Origin of the sequence: Planococcus maritimus (assembly GCF_001687625.2) — a bacterium.
GTDB classification, from domain to species: domain Bacteria; phylum Bacillota; class Bacilli; order Bacillales_A; family Planococcaceae; genus Planococcus; species Planococcus maritimus.
The window spans coordinates 1,358,572-1,377,833 of sequence record NZ_CP016538.2 but is presented as its reverse complement, the minus strand read 5'-3'; the positions used below and the strand labels follow the sequence as shown (position 1 = coordinate 1,377,833).

Sequence of the window (19,262 nt, the reverse complement as noted above, 5' to 3'; positions counted from 1 at the left end):
CCTACGGGAGGCCTTATCTTTGCGAAAGTAATGCGTAGCATTATTGAGCAGAAGGGTTTACGAGCGAACGCTTCTCCAAATACTTAGAGAGGTTATTGACTGTTGGCTATAGAAAAAGATTCTCTTTTTCATAATTGAGAGTGAACTGCGGACTTCTTCAACACTCTGAAAAAGCGATTCCCCAATCGAGGGGAATCGCTTTTTTATATTACAAATTCTTCAATTCTTCCATGCGTTTTTCAACCGTTGCGTGTTTCTCGAGGTAATCCGCTTCTTTCTTGCGCTCCTCTGCCACTACCGCTTCCGGTGCTTTCGATACGAAGCGTTCGTTCGACAATTTGCCTTGAACGAGTTTCACTTCTTTTGCCCATTTGTCGAGTTCTTTTTGCAGGCGTTTCAGTTCTTCTTCGATATCGATCAAACCTTCAAGCGGCATGAACAATTCCGCTCCGGATACGACCGCTGACATCGATTTCTCTGGTGCTTCGATGTTGTGGCCGATCGTCAAAGTCTCCGGGTTGCAGAAACGTTCGATGTACGCCGCATTTTCTTCAAGCACCGATAACGTCGTTTCGTCTTTCGCGCTGATCGTCATTGGCACTTTTTTGCTCATCGGCGTCTGTACTTCGGCACGGATCGTGCGGACCGAACGGATCACGTCCATCAACAGTTTCATGCTGTTAGCTTTATCGTTGTCGCTAAGTTCAGCATTCACTGTCGGCCAAGCGGCAATCGTGATGGATTCGCCTTCTGTCGGCAAGTTCTGCCAGATTTCTTCTGTGATAAATGGCATGAACGGATGCAGCAAGCGCATCGTGTTATCGAGCACGTATGCGAGCACCGAACGCGTCATCGCTTTCGCTTGCTCGTCTTCTCCGTACAATGGCAATTTCGCCATTTCGATATACCAGTCACAGAAATCATCCCAGATGAAGTTGTACAATAGGCGGCCGACTTCCCCAAATTCGTAACGTTCCGCAAGGCCTGTCACTTGCTCGATCGTTTCGTTTAGGCGTGTCAAAATCCATGTGTCAGCCACGGACTTCTCGCCAGACAAATCGATGTCTTGGTGTTCCATGCCTTCCATGTTCATCATCGCAAAGCGCGAAGCGTTCCAGATTTTGTTGGCGAAGTTCCACACCGACTCGACTTTATCGTTCGAGTAGCGCAGATCTTGTCCTGGAGACGAGGCAGTCGCCAGGAAGTAGCGCAAGGAATCGGCACCGTATTCTGCGATGACATCCATCGGGTCAACGCCATTACCGAGTGATTTCGACATTTTGCGACCTTCTGCATCGCGAACAAGTCCGTGGATGAGCACGTCTTTAAATGGCTTTTCGCCAGTGAACTCCAGCGCTTGGAAAATCATGCGCGATACCCAGAAGTTGATGATGTCATAGCCCGTCACGAGAGCATCGGTCGGGTAATAACGGCTCAACTCATCGTTTTCTTCCGGCCAGCCGAGTGTCGAGAACGGCCATAGTGCAGATGAGAACCATGTATCCAGAACGTCTTCATCTTGCGTCCAGTTTTCGGCATCTTCTGGTGCAACGTGGCCGACATAGATTTCGCCGGTTTCATTATGGTACCAAGCCGGGATTTGATGGCCCCACCATAATTGACGGGAGATGCACCAGTCGCGGATATTTTCCATCCAGTGCAAATACGTTTTCTCAAAACGATCCGGCACAAAGTTGACGCCGCCTTCGCTCTTCTGGCTATCAACAGCCGCTTTCGCAAGTGGCTGCATGTCTACGAACCATTGCGTCGATAGATACGGTTCGACAACGGCGCCGCTGCGCTCGGAATGTCCGACTGAGTGCAAATGTTCTTCGATTTTGAACAAAACATCCATGTCCTGCAAGTCTTTAATGATCGCTTTACGGCATTCAAAGCGGTCCATGCCTTCGTACTTGCCGGCATTTTCGTTCATGGAACCGTCTTCGTGCATGATCAGAACGCGTTCCAGGTTATGGCGATTGCCAATTTCAAAGTCGTTCGGGTCATGTGCAGGGGTAATCTTGACAGCGCCGCTTCCGAACTCACGGTCTACATACTCATCGGCAACAATGTCAATTTCACGGCCGACAATCGGCAAGATGACTTTTTTGCCAATTAAATGCTGATAGCGCTCATCTCTTGGATGAACCGCTACCGCTGTATCGCCGAGCATCGTCTCTGGACGCGTCGTTGCGATTTCAATATGTCCCGACCCGTCTGCAAGCGGATAGCGCATATGGTAAAACGCGCCTTGGACGTCTTTGTAAATTACTTCGATATCGGAGATTGCCGTTTGTGTCGCCGGGTCCCAGTTGATGATGTATTTGCCGCGGTAGATCAATTTCTTTTCGTACAATTTGACGAATACTTCGCGCACCGCTTTAGACAAGCCATCGTCTAAAGTGAAACGCTCACGTGAATAATCAAGTCCTAGGCCAAGCTTCGACCATTGCTGGCGGATATGGCCTGCGTATTCTTCTTTCCATTTCCATGACTCTTCAAGAAACGCTTCACGGCCCATGTCGTGGCGTGAACGCCCTTCTTCTTTCAATTTCCCTTCTACTTTTGCCTGTGTCGCGATGCCAGCATGGTCCATCCCCGGTAGCCACAATGCATCATAGCCTTGCATACGCTTCATGCGTGTCATGATGTCTTGTAAAGTGGTATCCCATGCATGGCCTAAATGCAATTTGCCGGTTACGTTTGGCGGCGGAATGACGATCGTGTACGGCGTCTTGCCGCTTTCGGGTTTTGCTTCGAAGAACTTATTGTCCACCCACCAGTCGTAACGCCCTTGTTCGATTGCCTGCGGTTCGTATTTCGTTGATAATTGCTTGCTCATCCAAATTCCTCCTCTTGGCCAACACACGGCACATATTCTGTCGAACTTAAAAATGAATACAAAAAAACTCCTGTCGTCTCGTAAAGGACGAAGGAGTTTTTCGCGGTACCACCTTTATACACAGGCAGAATTCGCCTGGCTCTCAAGTTCGATAACGGATTCGCATCCGGTTCCCGCTACTCATTTCACGGCAACTGCTCCGAGGTGACATTCAAATGCGGTCCATGAAAGCCTCTCACCACTCGGCTCTCTCTCTGAAATGTTCCCGGCATTTTACTATCCTCATCTACGCATCTATATCCTATTAAGCTTATTGTACTCAATAGCCTGATTTAGCGTCAAGCTTTTTCACGTAGTAAGAAACGAGTGGCGCGGCGACGAGGAGAATAAAGAACAAACGGAACAAATGAAAGCTTGTCACAAGCGGCACATCCGCCCCAGCTTCGAGTGCTGTGATGGTCATCTCCGCCATGCCACCGGGCGCTGCACTCAAAAAGAAATCGAGAAATAGATACTCCGGCAAAAGCAGCTCTAAGCCATAAGCGAGACCTGCCGAAAACGCGATGAGCAACACAGTATTTAGGAAAACGGCACCCGCAATCCGGCCGTCCATGGAATCGCCAAGCTTTTCCATCGACAAGCCAAGATGCGTCCCGATGAGTACTTGCGCGACGATGACGACAAGGCTCGGCAAGTCGACTAAATCACTGCCGGTTAAAGTTTGGACGAGTGCCATCGCCAAAACGGGCGCCATTAACTCACGAGCTGGAAAGGAAATGCGTTTCATGATCCAGTACAACACATAACCAACGACCAGGGCGATGCCAAACGCATAAGGCGAGAACCGAAAGCTCGCTTCCGTCATATCACCAGGCACGCGTCCCGACAAGAATCCTGCGGCAAGCGGCACGGTAAACACGATGAGCAAGATGCGAAAGGTCTGCATGACCGAAACAACAGTGACATTGGCCGATTTCACTTCTTCAGCGATCAGCACCATTTGCGACAAGCCCCCCGGCATTGAACCGAGCAAGGCTGTCGACATGGTTACGCGCGTCATGCGTTGAAACAACAGGCCAAGCAGTAAGGAAAATGCGACAACCGCAATGGTCATCACGAACATATACGGCAGATCTGCCCCCATCAGCAGCACCGCCTCTTGCGTGAATGCTGCCCCGATCTGGACACCGAGCAGCAATAATCCCAGTGTCCGGAATACTTTTGGCCAGCGGAAGTTCATATCGGTCAGTTGCCGTAAGATAAGAAAAGCTGCCATCGGCCCTAACAGCCAGGGCAGAAACAAGCCGGTCAAGCTAAACAAAAAGCCAGCTGTAAGCGCAATGGCCAAAGTGAGTAGAAATGATTTCACAGCGTTACCAACTTTCACTAAACAAAATTCACATTAGTTTTATATTACCAGACTATCACAAAGAAATAGACCTTCTCGAAAATAATAAAGCCTAGTCGATGTAAAGCACTACTGCTAAACCATGAGCTTTATAAATTAATAATCTTCAAAACACAGGTTAAATTTATTCACAAAAAACCGCCCTCATAAGCCATTTTAACTGGCCTGTGAGGACGGAATATTTCACTTATCGGGCCAACTTCGCAAACACGTTATGGAATGCTTGAACTGTGCGCTCGATATGTTCAGGTGTATGGGCAGTCGATAGGAACATGCCCTCAAACTGAGATGGCGGCAAGTAAATGCCTTCTTCCGTCATCAAACGGTAGTACTCCGCAAACAACTCCAGATCGGAACTCGAAGCCGTTTCAAAGTTCGTCACTTCCTCGTTCGTGAAGAAAAAGCCGATCATCGAACCAGCACGGTTAACCGTATGCGGGATATTGTATTTTTCAGCAGCTTCACGGAACCCTTTTTCTAGCTCATCACCACGTTTAACGAATGTTTCGTAGCTTGATTCGTCAAGATGGGATAAAGTCTCAAAGCCTGCACGCATGGCGAGCGGGTTACCCGACAACGTACCTGCCTGATAAATAGAACCGCTTGGTGCCACTTGTTCCATGATTTCGCGCTTGCCGCCGAATGCGCCGACTGGCAATCCGCCGCCGATGACTTTGCCAAGGCAAGTCATATCAGGCGTCACGTTATAATGCCCTTGAGCGCAATTGTAACCGACGCGGAAGCCGGTCATGACTTCATCGAAGATTAAAACGGTGCCGTTTTCATGCGTCAAATTGCGCAACTCTTGAAGGAATCCTTCAGTTGGCGGCACAACACCCATATTGCCGGCAACCGGCTCGACGATTACTGCTGCTAAGTCGTCGCCGAATTCACGGAATGCGAGACGCACGCTTTCCAAATCATTGTAAGGCACCGTGATGGTGTTTTTCGCAACTGATTCCGGAACGCCTGGTGAATCGGGCAAACCGAGTGTCGCGACACCCGATCCTGCTTTGATCAATAGGCTATCGCCATGGCCGTGGTAGCAGCCTTCAAATTTCAGGATCTTGTTGCGTCCGGTATAGCCACGCGCTACGCGAAGTGCGCTCATCGTTGCTTCAGTACCGGATGAGACCATGCGGACCATTTCGATCGACGGCACGCGCTCTTGCACTAGTTTCGCCATATCGTTTTCGAGGATCGTCGGTGCGCCGAAAGACGTACCGAGCGTTGCCTGCTCCTGGATCGCTTGAACCACTTCAGGATGGGCATGGCCAAGAATCAGCGGCCCCCACGACAAAACGTAATCGATATACGTATTGCCATCGATATCGGTAATGGTTGCGCCGTTTCCGGATTGCATGAAAATGGGTTCCATATTGACCGATTTAAATGCGCGTACCGGGCTATTGACGCCGCCTGGCATTAATGGTTTTGCTTCTGTGAATGCTTGTTTAGAATTTTCGTATCCCATCTTATTTCCCCTCCAACCAGCGTACCGCATCTTTTGCGTGGTACGACATGAGAATGTCTGCCCCAGCACGTTTCATGCTGAGCAAAGTTTCAAGAACGATTTTCTCTTCATCAACCCAGCCGTTTTGCGCGGCTGCTTTGACCATGGCGTATTCGCCGGAAACATTGTAAGCGACAATTGGAATATCGAAGTTATCGCGGACTTCACGAATAATATCAAGATAAGACAGTGCCGGTTTAACGATCATGAAATCTGCGCCTTCATTGACATCGGATGATGCCTCGCGAAGTGCTTCCATGCGGTTGGCCGGATCCATCTGGTAAGTTTTGCGGTCGCCGAATTGAGGCGTTGAATGGGCTGCCTCACGGAATGGCCCGTAGTATGCAGAGGCGTATTTCACACCATATGACATGATTGGAATATGGCTGAATCCAGCTTCATCCAGGCCGTAGCGAATCGCTGCTACAAAGCCGTCCATCATATTCGACGGCGCAATGATATCTGCCCCAGCTTTCGCTTGAGACACAGCCGTGCGAGCCAATAGATCAAGCGACTCATCGTTCAAGATAACGCCGTCTTCGATCACACCGCAATGGCCGTGATCTGTATATTGGCACAAGCACGTATCAGCAATGACGACGAGTTCCGGGTGGCGCTGTTTCGCAAAACGGATCGCTTCTTGTGTGATCGCGTGGTCATGATACGCTTGTGAACCAACCGGGTCTTTATCTTTCGGCACACCGAAAAGAATAACGGACGGAATGCCGAGCTCGACCACTTCGTCCAACTCTTCGCCAAGGCGATCAATCGAGTAGTGGTAGACGCCTGGCATAGAAGAAATTTCTTTTTTATATTCTTCGCCTTCTACGACAAAAATCGGGTAAATGAAATCCTCTTTTTGAATTGAGGTTTCACGGACCATGGCACGAAGATTGGCAGAACCGCGCAAACGGCGATGGCGATCGAATTTCAAGTCTTTCATAAACTGCAACTTCCTTTCGCTATTGACTGGATGATTTCAAGATACGTATAGGTTTCCGGGCGGAAATCAACGTCTCCTCCCGCTTCCACTATGGCTCTTTCAGTAATATGGCCGATCGCAGCAGTCCGAATGCCCTTAAAATTTCCTCCGGCCTCCGTATAAGCAGCAACTGCCGACGGGCTGGCGAAAATAATCGTGACATCGGACATTTCAGCGAGCGCTTGTGCATTGCTGTGTTTTTTGACCGTGTCGTAAACGGTCCATTCATCGATTTCAAGAGACATCGACAAGATCGTGTCTTTCGCAAGAGCGCCCCTGACAAACAAACAGCGTTCCTTGCCGGCGATGTCCGGGAATTCCCGAACAAAAACATCGGCACTGAACGTTGTTGGGATGAAGTCGACTGAATAGCCGTTCGCTTCAAGCATTTCAGCGGTCTTGTCGCCGACAGCCGCAATTTTCGCTGAGGTTTTAGGGCGCAGCTTGCAAAATGCCTCCGCGCTGTTGCGGCTCGTGAAAATGAGCCAGCCGTAACGGCCGAAATCAGGTGCTGAAGTATCTCGCAGCACCGTTTCGATCAGCGGAAAATACTCTACTTGCGCCCCTATCTGCTGGGCCAGTTCCGCCGCTTCTTTCGGCAGGCGGCTGCCGGTAAAAATGATGACCGGTTTTTTCTTATACATTGCTCTCGGCAATGACGCGTTGAATCAAATCATAGCCGCCTTGAGCACTGATTTTTTCAGCCACAATGCGTCCCGCTTCAACCGGGTCTTTGCCTGCTGCGGATTCTTTGTACACTTGGTCAGCTTCAGGAGAAGAAATCAATCCAGTAAAAGAAACTTCATCTCCAGAGACTGTCGCATATCCTGCAATCGGCACTTGGCAGCTGCCATTCATGTCTTTTAGGAATTTACGTTCTGCCGTTACGGCAAGCTCTGTTTCTTTATCCGTTATTTTCGCCAATTCTGCTAGAAGCTCTTCGTCGCCTTCGCGGCATTCAATAGCGAGTGCTCCTTGGCCGATTGCTGGCAGACAATCTTCTGTTTTCATGAATTCGGTAACGATATCATCGCCCCAGCCCATACGTTTCAGGCCGGCTGCTGCCAGGATAATGGCATCGAAATCGCCTGCATGGAGCTTCGAGAGGCGTGTATCGATATTGCCACGGATCCACTGGACATCAAGGTCCGGGCGCAACAACAGAAGCTGTGAGCTGCGTCGCAAGCTGCTTGTGCCTACAACTGCACCGACTGGCAAATCCATCAATTTTACGTGGTCATTCGAGATAAACGCATCGCGTGGGTCTTCTCGGTCGGGAATACAGCCAATCGTTAACCCTTCAGGAAGAACGGCTGGCATATCTTTCATGCTGTGGACGGCAAAATCAATTTCTTTGGCATAGAGCGCTTCTTCGATTTCTTTAACAAACAGCCCTTTGCCTCCGACTTTTGATAATTGCACATCCAGGATGCGGTCGCCTTTTGTGACGATTTCTTTGATTTCGAACTCGAACGGCGCACCTGCCGCTTTCATTTTGTCGATAAATTGATTGGTTTGCGTCAACGCAAGTTTACTTCTTCTTGACCCTACAATGATTTTTCTCAACTGAATCCTACCTTTCTATTAATACCAAAAATGAAATTCCGATAACCGGCTGCCGAAAAAGAAATTAAGCAGCAATAACAAAAACGCATATAGATGAGCCCAGGCATAATTCATGCCATTCAAATTCCCTCTGCGATGGCGCCATAAAATGAAGCTATAGACAATCAGCAGAACGAACGAACCCACAATTTTGACATCTAACAAAGAAAACTCTTCTAGCGATACGATAGCCCATTGAAATCCAAGCACTAGCGACACAAACAGCATCGGAATCCCAATTAAAATAGAGATCGTCATGCCTTGCTCGGTCTGCCCGAGTGACGGCAAGCTGCTCCACTGCTTGGTCCATTTCTTTTGCTTCAATAGCCGATACAATAGTAAATGCAATGCGGAAAAGACGAATGACAATGAAAATGCAGCATAAGACAAGATGGCGAAGGTGATGTGGATGAACAATAACTCCGACACCAATGCCTCCCCGACCGGCGACCGTTCGATTTGCACCGGCGCAAATGTGTGGATAACCATAAAGATGAATCCGATAATATTGATCAAGAATACCGCAAAGTCGAAACGGTAAAAAATCCGCAAGACGAGCGATAGCGTAACCAATAGCCACGCATAAAAATAAATGCCTTCAAACAAAGTCAGTACCGGGAAGCGCTGCGTCTCGACGATATACAGCACTAGAAACACGGTCTGCAATAACCATACGGCCCCAAGAAGTGACATGGCGACGCGGATAGCTTTTTTCGTAGTATATAAATAATCGACAAAATAAAAGACAAGGCTGATAGCATATAGTATAACCATAGCTTCGTGCAGCCTTGCCATTGTTATATCAGCCATCCTATTCCCCTTCGTTTCCATAATTAAAGGCGTTTCGCCTCTATATTTTAACATATAGATTCGAAAACGCCTCATTATAAGATAGCCCTGTCCCGCATTCGCGGCATGAGCGGGTCATTTACAGCGATGGAGATGAAAACCCATGCCAGTTGAAGATGTGTTTAGACAGTGTAGCCTGGATTTTCCTGTGCTTGGAGCGATTCCTGTTGCTTTTCAAGGCGTGCTCGCTCCGCTTTTTGACGCGTCGCAAGTGCTTGTTTTTCACGCTGTTCTTCGACTTCTTCTTCGATGCCAAAAATCTGCATGAACATCTCAAGCTGCTCGCGTGATTTTTTCGCTGTTCCCATTTCCTTAGCTTGCAAAATCGGCTCTTTCAACAATTGGTTGATGATGGATTTCGTATGCTTATTGAGAATCTTTTTCTCGCGGTCCGTCAAATCCGGCATTTTGTTCTCGATGCTTTCCATCGTTTCTGCCTGGATCCCGAGCGCTTTTTCACGCAATGCCGAAATAACCGGTACAACGCCAAGTGTGCCGAGCCAGTCGTTAAATTGCTCTGCTTCTTGTGTGATCATGACGGCAATTTGCTTCGCCGCCCGTTCGCGTTCTGCAAGATTTGCTTCAACGATGCCTTGCATATCATCGATGTCATAGAGGAAAACATTTTGCAGGTCACCGATGCGCGGATCCATATCACGCGGTACTGCGATATCAACCATGAACAAAGGTTTGCCTTTTCTAAGCTTCTCGACAAACTGCATCAATTCCAAATCAATCACGAAATCTGTCGAACCGGTAGAGGAAATGAGGATATCCGCTTCCAGTAATGCGCATTGCAATTGGTTTAATGGTTTTGCCGTTCCGCCGAATTTGTCGGCGAGCACTTCTGCTTTCTCAAAGGTGCGGTTGATGACTGTAATGCGGTCTGCCCCGCTGCCTTGCAGGTTCTTGATGGCGAGTTCGCCCATTTTGCCTGCACCTAGAATGACAACATGTTTGTTCTTCAATGAACCGAAGATTTTCTTGCCAAGCTCGACCGCTGCATAAGAAACTGATACGGCATTCTCGCCAATTGCTGTTTCGTTATGCGCACGCTTCGCTAGCGTCACCGCTTGCTTGAACAATTGATTGAAGACAGTTCCAGTTGTGCCGATTTCCTGTCCTGCGAGGAAACTGGATTTCACTTGACCGAGAATTTGCGTCTCGCCAAGGACCATCGAATCGATGCCGGCAGTGACACGGAACAAATGATCAATCGCTTCGTCCTGTTCATGAAGGAACAAATACTGGGAGAACTGCTCCATCGGAATATCGAAATAGGAAGCCAAAAATTGCTTCACGTAAAAACGACCGGTATGCAATTGGTCCACAACGGCATAAATCTCCGTCCGGTTGCATGTCGATACGATGACATTCTCCAATATGCTTTTTTGTTGTTGCAGGGCTTGCATCGCTTGCGGAAGCTCGCTTTCGATGAACGACAGCTTCTCACGAATGGATACAGGCGCTGAACGGTAATTGACCCCGACTACGAGTGTATGCATGGGTTTAAAACACCTTTCGCGTTCAATATTTCATTTCCCTAAGTATACCACTTTTTCATTCGATTATGCCTGCGATTTTGTGAACAAGGCATGAACCTAATCGATTTTCACTATATGCTCTATGCGTTTCCGCAATGGAAACTCTAGATTATAATCATTCTAAACTTAATCCAATTACAATTCTAGCAAAGCGATTATCGAGTCACAAGTATAACGCTTGTAGTCGGAATTAACTGTGAACTGTCGCCCAATGAATGGTGAATTTCCTAGTGTTGAATTAGGAAAAAGGTATGTGAGTTATCGAATTTTAATAGGAAATGTATGTGGTGGAGATTTCGCTTCAAGGGGAAGCTTTAGGCCCGCAGGATACGGGTCATGCAGCCGATGCGACAGGACGAATGTTCTTCTCGGCTTATTGCGGGAGGCATGCCCTAAGCGGGAGGCGGCGGCTACTAGACGAAATAATCACAGCCGATTCATCTCGCTATCAAGCCCAGCTAAGCTGCCTCATCAGTGGATGAAACCAACAAACAGTGACACTACCTCGCAAATAAAATCTAATGAAATCAACAAGCCGAACCGCGCACAAACCCGTGCTCCCACATCTGCGAGCAGATGCGTCGCAAATAAATGGGCTTAACTTCCTTTCGCCCATTCATTGGCTAGCCGGAGCAATGAGACAAGTGTTCTTCTTGTCTTATTGCGGGAGGCATGCCCCAAGCGGGAGGCGACTACTTTATGAAGAAATAACCAACGAGCCATTCATCTCGTTCACATATATCAGCTAATCATTATACAAAAAACAAGACCCGGAAAATCAATGATTTTCCGGGTCTTGTTTTATTTAAAGCCAGCCATACAAATAGCTTGCTAGCTTACATGCGTTTTTCGATTTCCTCCCAGGCGGCTTCTTGGCCGAGCCCAGTTTCGGAAGAAAAGACGATTAATGGATCGCCTTTCTCCATATCCAGTCCTTCACGGACGATTTTCTTATGCTTGTCCCATTTGCCTTTCGGGATCTTGTCCGCTTTTGTCGCGATAATGATACACGGGATGTCGTAATGCTTCATGAAATCGTACATCATCTGATCATCTTTGCTCGGTGGATGGCGCAAGTCGACGATTTGAATTACTGCGCGCAATTGCTCACGGCTTGTGATATACGTCTCAATCATCTTGCCCCAGGCCTCGCGTTCACTTTTCGATACTTTCGCATAGCCGTATCCTGGAACGTCGACAAAAAATAAGTCCTCTTCGATTTTGTAAAAGTTCAAGGTTTGTGTTTTGCCCGGCTTGGACGAAATACGCGCCATGCTTTTACGCCCGATCAACTTATTGATAAAAGATGATTTCCCGACATTTGAACGTCCTGCGAGTGCAAACTCGGGAAGTTCAGTTTCCGGGTACTGCGCTGGACGAACCGCGCTGATCACCAGTTCTACGTTATGAACCTTCATTGTTTAGCTCCTTCCAGCGCAATTTCGAGCGCTTGTTCCGCTTGGCTGACGAGATGGAATTCCAATTCTTCGCGGATGGTCTCCGGAATATCGTCGAGGTCGCGTTCATTTTCTGCAGGAACGATGATTGTCTTCAATCCTGCACGATGAGCGCTCAATGTTTTCTCTTTCAGGCCGCCAATCGGCAAGACGCGTCCGCGGAGCGTAATTTCACCTGTCATGCCGACATCACGGCGCACTGGCCGCTTCGTCAGCGCCGAAACGAGCGCTGTCGCAATTGTCACACCGGCAGATGGGCCGTCTTTTGGAACGGCTCCTTCCGGCACGTGAATATGGATATCATGCGCTTCTTGGAAATTCGGATCGATACCGAGCGACTCCGCTTGAGCACGGACGAATGACAACGCCGTTTGCGCGGACTCTTTCATGACATCGCCCAGTTTGCCTGTCAATTGCAGCTTGCCTTTACCTGCAGACAATGACACTTCGATTTGCAGAGTGTCTCCACCGACAGCGGTGTATGCGAGACCCGTTGCCACGCCAATTTGATTTTGCGTTTCAGCCACGCCGTAACGGAATTTTTTCTTGCCGAGATAACTCTCGACTTCTTCCGCGCCGACCGTCACCTGCTCTTTTTCTTTCGAGACGATCTGTTTGGTCACTTTTCGGCATACAGAAGCAATTTGACGCTCCAATCCGCGCACGCCGGCTTCACGTGTGTAATAGCGGATCATCGAGACGAACGCGTCTTCTTGGAAGTCTAATTGCTCCGGCGTTAAGCCGTGTTCTTTCAATTGTTTAGGCGCCAAATGATTGTTGGCGATCAATTTCTTCTCCAGTTCCGTATAGCCGGCAATCGAAATGACTTCCATGCGGTCACGCAATGGACCTGGAATCGATCCAAGGTCATTCGCTGTCGCTATGAACAACACATTCGACAAATCATAGCTTTCTTCGATGTAATGGTCGCTGAAGGAATTGTTCTGTTCCGGATCCAATACTTCGAGCATTGCAGACGACGGGTCACCGCGAAAATCGTTAGACATTTTGTCAATTTCATCTAACAAGAAGACCGGGTTAACGGTGCCGGCTTTTTTCATCCCTTGAATGATGCGTCCTGGCATTGCCCCCACGTATGTGCGGCGATGGCCCCGGATTTCGGATTCATCGCGCACACCACCGAGTGAGATACGGACAAAATTACGGTCGAGTGAATCAGCAATCGAACGGGCAAGTGAAGTTTTCCCGACGCCTGGAGGACCTACAAGACAAAGAATCGGCCCGCGCAGCGATTTGGTCATTTGCTGGACAGCTAAATACTCAAGCACGCGTTCTTTTACTGTTTCAAGACCGTCGTGATCGCGGTTCAGCACATCTTCAGCGTAATTAATGTCCAAACGATCTTCTGTCGTTTCAGACCATGGAATCGTTACAAGCCATTCAATATAATTACGGATGATGCCACTTTCCGCTGCAGCTGAAGGCAATTTCTCGTAACGGTCCAATTCCTTGAACGCTGTTTTCTCGGTTGATTCAGGCATACCCGCTTCTTCAATGCGTTTTTTCAAGTCGGCGACTTCTGCGCCTTTGCCGTCTTTATCGCCCAGTTCTGTTTGGATCGCTTTCATTTGTTCGCGCAAATAAAACTCTTTTTGGGTTTGTTCCATCGCTTTTTTTACACGGTCGTTGATGCGTTTCTCAATATCTGCCACTTCTTGCTCGTTATGCAAACGGCTAATCAATAGCTCAAGGCGTTTCGTGACATCGAAAGTTTCGAGTACTTCCTGCTTGGCCGGCAATTTTAAGGAAAGATGCGAGGCAATCATATCTGCTAAACGGCCCGGCTCTTCGATATCTGCTACTGTATTGAAAGTTTCAGTCGTCACTTTCTTCGAGCCCTTGCCAAAGATTTCAAATTGCTCGAGCAAGATCCGCATCAAGGCATCCTGTTCGGCATCGCGTTCAGGTTCATCAGGGAACGAAGTCACTTCCACTTGCGTGAATTTTTCGCCGTCCTCATATTGGCCCCATTGCCCGCGTTCTAGACCTTCCACTAGCACACGAATTGTACCATTTGGCAATTTTAGCATTTGCTTCACATATGCCAAAGTACCGATTTTGTGCAAATCATCTTTGTCTGGCTGTTCCACTGCCATGTCTTTTTGAGTGGCCAAAAAGACGATTTGGTCATCCATCATCGCTTGCTCAAGCGCAGCTACTGAACGCTCCCGGCCGACATCAATATGCAGGACCATCGTCGGGAAGACGAGCAACCCGCGGAGCGGCAAGAGCGGAACTTGTTTAGTCACTTTTTTCTTCGCCATAATTTAAGTGCACCTCCGTCAATTCTCTTTCTCTCTATCAGTTTGCCTCATATACAGGAAAACTATTGCATTTTTCGTAAAAAAAGGGCTGACCCCCATACGCGCGGATGTGCACGATTCAGAGTCAGCCCGTATCATCCTATTCTTGTGCATCCACTAAGCAATTAAGCAGATGTTTTTTCGTTATTGCTATCGTACTCAGTGCCATCTTCTAACATCAGTTTCGGTTGCGAGTTCTCCGTCACTGTTTCTTTCGTGATAATGCACTCGACGATATCTTCACGGGACGGCAAATCATACATGACGTCAAGCATGATGTTTTCGATGATTGAGCGCAATCCACGTGCGCCTGTTTTCCGCTCGATCGCGAGGCGGGAAATTTCGATCAGTGCATCGTGTTCGAATGTCAATGTCACGCCATCAAGTTCCATCATCTTCTGATATTGCTTGATAAGTGCATTTTTCGGCTCTGTCAGAATTTGCACAAGTGCATTTTCGTCCAATTGCTCAAGACTTGCGAGCACTGGCAGACGGCCGATAAATTCTGGGATCAAGCCGAATTTCAACAAGTCCTCTGGAATCAATTGGCTAAGAAGCGATTTCTCATCCATTTCTTCTTTGTTCGGGTCTGCGCCGAAGCCAATGATCTTATTGCCGAGACGGCGTTTGATGATTTGATCGACTCCGTCAAACGCACCGCCTACGATGAACAAGACATTCGTCGTATCGATTTGGATGAATTCCTGATGAGGATGCTTGCGTCCGCCTTGCGGGGGAACGCTTGCTGTTGTGCCTTCCAGGATTTTCAGCAAGGCTTGCTGTACGCCTTCGCCAGAAACGTCACGTGTAATCGACGGGTTCTCGAATTTACGCGCCACTTTATCGATTTCATCGATATAAATGATGCCTTTTTCTGCACGGTCCACATCATAATCTGCAGCTTGGATCAATTTAAGCAAGATGTTCTCGACATCTTCCCCGACATATCCAGCTTCAGTAAGTGAAGTGGCATCTGCAATGGCAAATGGTACGTTCAGGATGCGTGCGAGTGTTTGCGCAAGCAAAGTTTTCCCGCTACCTGTTGGTCCAATCAACACAATATTCGATTTCGATAGTTCAACGTCATCGATTTTGCTTTGCGAATTGACCCGTTTGTAATGGTTATAAACTGCTACTGCCAAGGATTTTTTCGCCTTGTCTTGGCCGATTACATAGCCACCAAGGATATCCATGATTTCTTTTGGTTTTGGTACTTCTTTGAACTCAGTTTCTTCTTCCGTGCCGAGTTCTTCTTCTACGATTTCTGTGCAAAGTTCGATACATTCGTCGCAAATATATACACCTGGCCCTGCGACCAGTTTACGAACCTGTTCCTGCGGCTTACCGCAAAATGAACATTTTAAATGCTCTTTTTCATCGTTAAATTTGAACAATGTAGTCACCCCTATTCAAGCCATTATGTTACAAGATTATTTTGATTGTATCAACTAATTAGAACTATGCCAAAGAAACTGCCTTTATTATGTAGGAACGTGAATTTGTCAGCAGTGTCCTAACTCAGTTGTTTAGAAAACCAAACCTTTTCATCTGGTAAAATCGCCGTAAAACTACTACGCTTTCCTGCGGGCGAGCGCCAAGCCTCCTCAGAAGCTATGCTTCTTGCGGGGTCTCGTCTGTCTCGCTATCCCGCGGGAGTCTTCGTAGTATTACGGCTGATATAGACTCATCATAAGTGTTAATCACTTATGATCTGGCATAAGCCATCCCATTTTTGTTTGCCGTTATGTATAGAAAACAAGGTGCGGTTGCCGCACCTTGTTTTATTGGAAATCTTATGTGTTATTCTGCAGCTTTTGCGTCAGAAACTTTAGCGTTCTCTACAAGGAACTCAACCGTGTTTTGCATACGGATGTCGTTCTCAAGCATTTCAGTGCCGCCTAGAGCTGTTTTGATTTGTTCAGCGTCCATGTTGAATTGGCCAGCCATTTTCTCAAGCTCTTTGTCGATGTCTTCAGAAGTGACTTCCATGTTTTCCGCTTTCGCGATCGCTTCAAGCGTCAATGATACGCGTACACGTGTTTCAGCGTCAGCAGTCATTTGCTCGCGAAGTGCATCTTCGTCTTGGCCTGAGAACTGGAAGTACAATTCCTTGTTCATGCCTTGTTGGCTAAGGCGTTGCTCGAAGTCTTGCATCATGCGGTCGATTTCAGAATCGATCATTGCTTGCGGGATTTCAACTGTTGCGTTTTCTGCCGCTTTTTGTACAAGCTGATCACGCATTTGTGTTTCAGAAGCGTTTTCTTTCTCCGCTTTCAAGTTTTCTTTCATTTTTGCGCGAAGTGCATCAAGGCCTTCGACTTCTTCGTCAAGTTCTTTAGCAAACTCGTCGTTAAGTTCAGGCAATTCTTTTGCTTTCACTTCGTTTACCGTTACTTTGAACGTTGCTGATTTTCCAGCAAGCTCTTCAGCGTGGTACTCTTCAGGGAAAGTAACTTCAACGTCTTTTTGCTCGCCTGTTTTAGCGCCGACCAATTGCTCTTCGAAGCCTGGGATGAATGAGTTTGAACCGATTTCTAGGGAGTAGTCATTGCCTGCTCCGCCTTCAAACGCTTCGCCGTCTACAAATCCTTCGAAATCGATGACAGCTGTATCGCCGTTTTCAACTTGTCCGTCTTCTTTAACAGTCAATTCAGCCATACGTTCTTGGCTTTCTTTCAATTGAGCTTCGATTTCTTCATCCGTCACGTTAGTGTCTTCTTTAGAAACTTCAAGCCCTTTGTATTCGCCAAGTTCTACTTCAGGTTTCACGATTACTTTAGCAGTGAAAACCAATGGCTCGTTCTTTTCCAATTTTTCGATGTCGATTTCAGGGCGGTCAACCGGGTTGATGCCTGCTTCTTCGACTGCGTTCGCGTAAGCGTCTGGTAGGATGAAATCAAGTGCATCCTGATAAAGAGATTCTACACCGAAACGTTTTTCGAACATTTGGCGTGGCATTTTCCCTTTACGGAATCCTGGTACGTTAATTTCTTTAACGACTTTTTTGAACGCTTTATCAAGCGCGCCGTTTACTTCTTCAGCCGGTACTTCTACTGTAAGAACTCCGACATTACCTTCTTGCTTTTCCCATTTTGCTGACATGTATAAGCCCTCCAAACATTTTTTTACAAAGTCATGTACGATATTTGTACGATTTTTGACAACCTCCACATTATATCATACATGTGAGCAGGTTCAACTATTTCTACCCATTGCGCAATTCTATGTATGTTTCGGCCTGCATTAGCCACTCCAACAATTTTGGATCGGCTTTTGCTTCCGCTTCTCCACTAAATAAACTATCGAGGTAGGCGTGGTAGGCTTCAGCGATTTCTGCTTCCTCAAACTCTTCCCAAAAAAACGGATACAATAGATAGATGTGGCGGTCGACCAATTCCATCACCATTTGTAGTTTGGCCGGTTCTTTCTCCAGCGCCTCTTCTAACCGCTTGCGAATCCCAAGAAGCCGTGCGTCTTTTAAAGGCTCAGGCAATTCTTCAATCGACAGTTCCTTTGCATAATGGAATTTACTCACGCTCACCGTTCCGCTGATTTGCTGTTCTCGGAGCATGAGCAGTAAATAGGATTTTGCTACCCAATCCACTTCCGGATGACCAATCAGCTTGATTAACTGCTTTTTCATCGCACCATAGGCCTCTTTTGGCAATTCGGTCACGCGTTGTTCTTGCTCAGATGCGCTGAGCGACAAAAACTGCTCCAGGCTGAACTGGCCTGTTTCTTTTTGTGCAGTAGCTGCACTTTCGGCAATCCGTTCGTTCAGATCGCGGAGTTGATGAAATTGCTCCAAGCGTTCTTTCGGCAAAACATTTTCTTCGATAAGTACCTCGATCATCTTCTCGGCTTCTTCGAATTCTTTCACTTGCATTAAAATACTTATGTATAGCTCCATCGTCTCCAAATAATGGATCGGGCCAATGCGCAGCAATTCCTGCACCACTTCAAGCGCTTCCTCGAATTCACTTAGCTCATACAAGCTATATGCGTATCCGCCAAGCGCCGCTGCATTTTCTGGTTCGTAAACGAGCACTTGGTATAATTTATCGCGCGCATCAGCATATTGCTCATTCTTTAAACTGGTCATCCCTTCCGATAAAAGCCGTGTGACCGTTGTCGGAAAAACAATAACATTGCCCTTACGCTTCAAATCCCCAAATTTCTTCCGCATCCTACCACCTCTTTGTCCATTCATCATACCATAGGGAAATACGCTGTGAAAACGAAAGCCGGCGCTATTTTGCGCCAGCCTCTTCGCCGTTCAAAACCAGTTTGTAAGTGACGTCTGCTTTTAATGAATGTGCGACCGGGCAATATTTCTCCCCGCTCACTTCGATGGCATGCCAGACTTTATCCACATCAATATCACCTTCTACAATAAAAGTTACCGTAACCGCCAAAAATTCCTTCGGCAGACTTCTACGCTTAACTCCTTCCGTGACGATTTCGATAGAGCGTATCTCTGTCATTTTGGCACGCAAAATCATCACGACGTCCATGCCGACGCATCCAGCAAGAGAGCCGAGCAGCGCCTGCATCGGGAGCAACCCTTGGTCGTTCCCGACTCCCTGATGAGCATCCATCCGTAGCGTGTGTCCGCCTTGACCCGCAGCTTCAAATACAAAATTCCCTTGCCATTTCGTGCTGAGCTTTAGTTGATCAGTTTCCATAGACAATACACCCCTCACAGCTTTTTATCAGTGTATCACTCAGAGCCTGTGCG

Annotated in this window: 14 protein-coding genes and 1 other annotated feature; all 14 genes read right to left on the bottom strand. The window is 47.5% G+C overall.

Annotated elements, in window-relative coordinates; genetic code table 11:
- Nucleotides 1-208: 208 nt before the first annotated feature.
- A complete protein-coding gene (locus BBI11_RS06915; protein WP_068461800.1) occupies nucleotides 209-2,842 on the bottom strand; it encodes a valine--tRNA ligase in 2,634 nt (877 codons plus the stop codon).
- An 80-nt stretch (nucleotides 2,843-2,922) separates the two neighbouring features.
- Nucleotides 2,923-3,140: a binding site (T-box leader), on the bottom strand.
- A gap of 21 nt (nucleotides 3,141-3,161) precedes the next feature.
- Entirely contained in the window at nucleotides 3,162-4,211 is a 1,050-nt protein-coding gene (locus BBI11_RS06910; protein ID WP_068465644.1) for an AbrB family transcriptional regulator, read from the bottom strand.
- Nucleotides 4,212-4,437: 226 nt separating this feature from the next.
- Nucleotides 4,438-5,724 (bottom strand): glutamate-1-semialdehyde 2,1-aminomutase, encoded by a 1,287-nt coding sequence (gene hemL, locus BBI11_RS06905; protein ID WP_068461797.1) that lies wholly within the window; start codon nucleotides 5,722-5,724, stop codon nucleotides 4,438-4,440.
- A 1-nt stretch (nucleotide 5,725) separates the two neighbouring features.
- Nucleotides 5,726-6,706: a porphobilinogen synthase gene (gene hemB, locus BBI11_RS06900; protein WP_068461795.1), complete on the bottom strand. Its 981-nt coding sequence runs from the start codon at nucleotides 6,704-6,706 to the stop codon at nucleotides 5,726-5,728.
- Nucleotides 6,703-7,389 carry a uroporphyrinogen-III synthase gene (locus BBI11_RS06895; protein ID WP_068461793.1) on the bottom strand — a complete coding sequence of 229 codons (687 nt, stop codon included), beginning with the start codon at nucleotides 7,387-7,389 and terminating at the stop codon, nucleotides 6,703-6,705. Before BBI11_RS06895 ends, hemB begins: the two co-directional genes overlap by 4 nt.
- Complete coding sequence (hemC, locus tag BBI11_RS06890) at nucleotides 7,382-8,311, bottom strand: hydroxymethylbilane synthase (RefSeq protein WP_068461791.1); 930 nt, start codon at nucleotides 8,309-8,311, stop codon at nucleotides 7,382-7,384. Before hemC ends, BBI11_RS06895 begins: the two co-directional genes overlap by 8 nt.
- 18 nt (nucleotides 8,312-8,329) lie before the next feature.
- Nucleotides 8,330-9,160 (bottom strand): cytochrome c biogenesis protein CcsA, encoded by an 831-nt coding sequence (gene ccsA, locus BBI11_RS06885; protein ID WP_068461789.1) that lies wholly within the window; start codon nucleotides 9,158-9,160, stop codon nucleotides 8,330-8,332.
- A 161-nt stretch (nucleotides 9,161-9,321) separates the two neighbouring features.
- Nucleotides 9,322-10,704, bottom strand: a complete 1,383-nt coding sequence (hemA, locus tag BBI11_RS06880) for a glutamyl-tRNA reductase (RefSeq protein WP_068461788.1) — start codon at nucleotides 10,702-10,704, stop codon at nucleotides 9,322-9,324.
- An 875-nt stretch (nucleotides 10,705-11,579) separates the two neighbouring features.
- Nucleotides 11,580-12,161, bottom strand: coding sequence for a ribosome biogenesis GTP-binding protein YihA/YsxC (gene yihA, locus BBI11_RS06875; RefSeq protein WP_068461786.1), 582 nt, complete (start codon nucleotides 12,159-12,161; stop codon nucleotides 11,580-11,582).
- A complete protein-coding gene (gene lon, locus BBI11_RS06870; protein ID WP_068461784.1) occupies nucleotides 12,158-14,485 on the bottom strand; it encodes an endopeptidase La in 2,328 nt (775 codons plus the stop codon). The genes yihA and lon overlap by 4 nt, the downstream gene beginning before the upstream one ends.
- Before the next feature lie 164 nt (nucleotides 14,486-14,649).
- The gene (gene clpX, locus BBI11_RS06865; protein WP_068461782.1) at nucleotides 14,650-15,918 is read right to left on the bottom strand and encodes an ATP-dependent protease ATP-binding subunit ClpX; all 1,269 of its coding nucleotides are present in this window, start codon (nucleotides 15,916-15,918) and stop codon (nucleotides 14,650-14,652) included.
- Nucleotides 15,919-16,324: 406 nt separating this feature from the next.
- On the bottom strand, nucleotides 16,325-17,626 hold the full coding sequence (gene tig / locus BBI11_RS06860) for a trigger factor (RefSeq protein ID WP_068461780.1): 1,302 nt from the start codon (nucleotides 17,624-17,626) through the stop codon (nucleotides 16,325-16,327).
- 103 nt (nucleotides 17,627-17,729) lie between these two features.
- Entirely contained in the window at nucleotides 17,730-18,710 is a 981-nt protein-coding gene (locus BBI11_RS06855) for a tetratricopeptide repeat protein (RefSeq protein WP_068461778.1), read from the bottom strand.
- Nucleotides 18,711-18,774: 64 nt separating this feature from the next.
- Nucleotides 18,775-19,209 (bottom strand): OsmC family protein, encoded by a 435-nt coding sequence (locus BBI11_RS06850; RefSeq protein ID WP_068461777.1) that lies wholly within the window; start codon nucleotides 19,207-19,209, stop codon nucleotides 18,775-18,777.
- Nucleotides 19,210-19,262: the final 53 nt, after the last annotated feature.

Coding starts and splice junctions, on each gene's coding strand:
- BBI11_RS06915 (WP_068461800.1), bottom strand. CDS start 2,842: ATGAGCAAGCAATTATCAACGAAATACGAACCGCAGGCAATCGAACAA.
- hemL (WP_068461797.1), bottom strand. CDS start 5,724: ATGGGATACGAAAATTCTAAACAAGCATTCACAGAAGCAAAACCATTA.
- hemB (WP_068461795.1), bottom strand. CDS start 6,706: ATGAAAGACTTGAAATTCGATCGCCATCGCCGTTTGCGCGGTTCTGCC.
- BBI11_RS06895 (WP_068461793.1), bottom strand. CDS start 7,389: ATGTATAAGAAAAAACCGGTCATCATTTTTACCGGCAGCCGCCTGCCG.
- ccsA (WP_068461789.1), bottom strand. CDS start 9,160: ATGGCTGATATAACAATGGCAAGGCTGCACGAAGCTATGGTTATACTA.
- hemA (WP_068461788.1), bottom strand. CDS start 10,704: ATGCATACACTCGTAGTCGGGGTCAATTACCGTTCAGCGCCTGTATCC.
- yihA (WP_068461786.1), bottom strand. CDS start 12,161: ATGAAGGTTCATAACGTAGAACTGGTGATCAGCGCGGTTCGTCCAGCG.
- lon (WP_068461784.1), bottom strand. CDS start 14,485: ATGGCGAAGAAAAAAGTGACTAAACAAGTTCCGCTCTTGCCGCTCCGC.
- tig (WP_068461780.1), bottom strand. CDS start 17,626: ATGTCAGCAAAATGGGAAAAGCAAGAAGGTAATGTCGGAGTTCTTACA.
- BBI11_RS06855 (WP_068461778.1), bottom strand. CDS start 18,710: ATGCGGAAGAAATTTGGGGATTTGAAGCGTAAGGGCAATGTTATTGTT.
- BBI11_RS06850 (WP_068461777.1), bottom strand. CDS start 19,209: ATGGAAACTGATCAACTAAAGCTCAGCACGAAATGGCAAGGGAATTTT.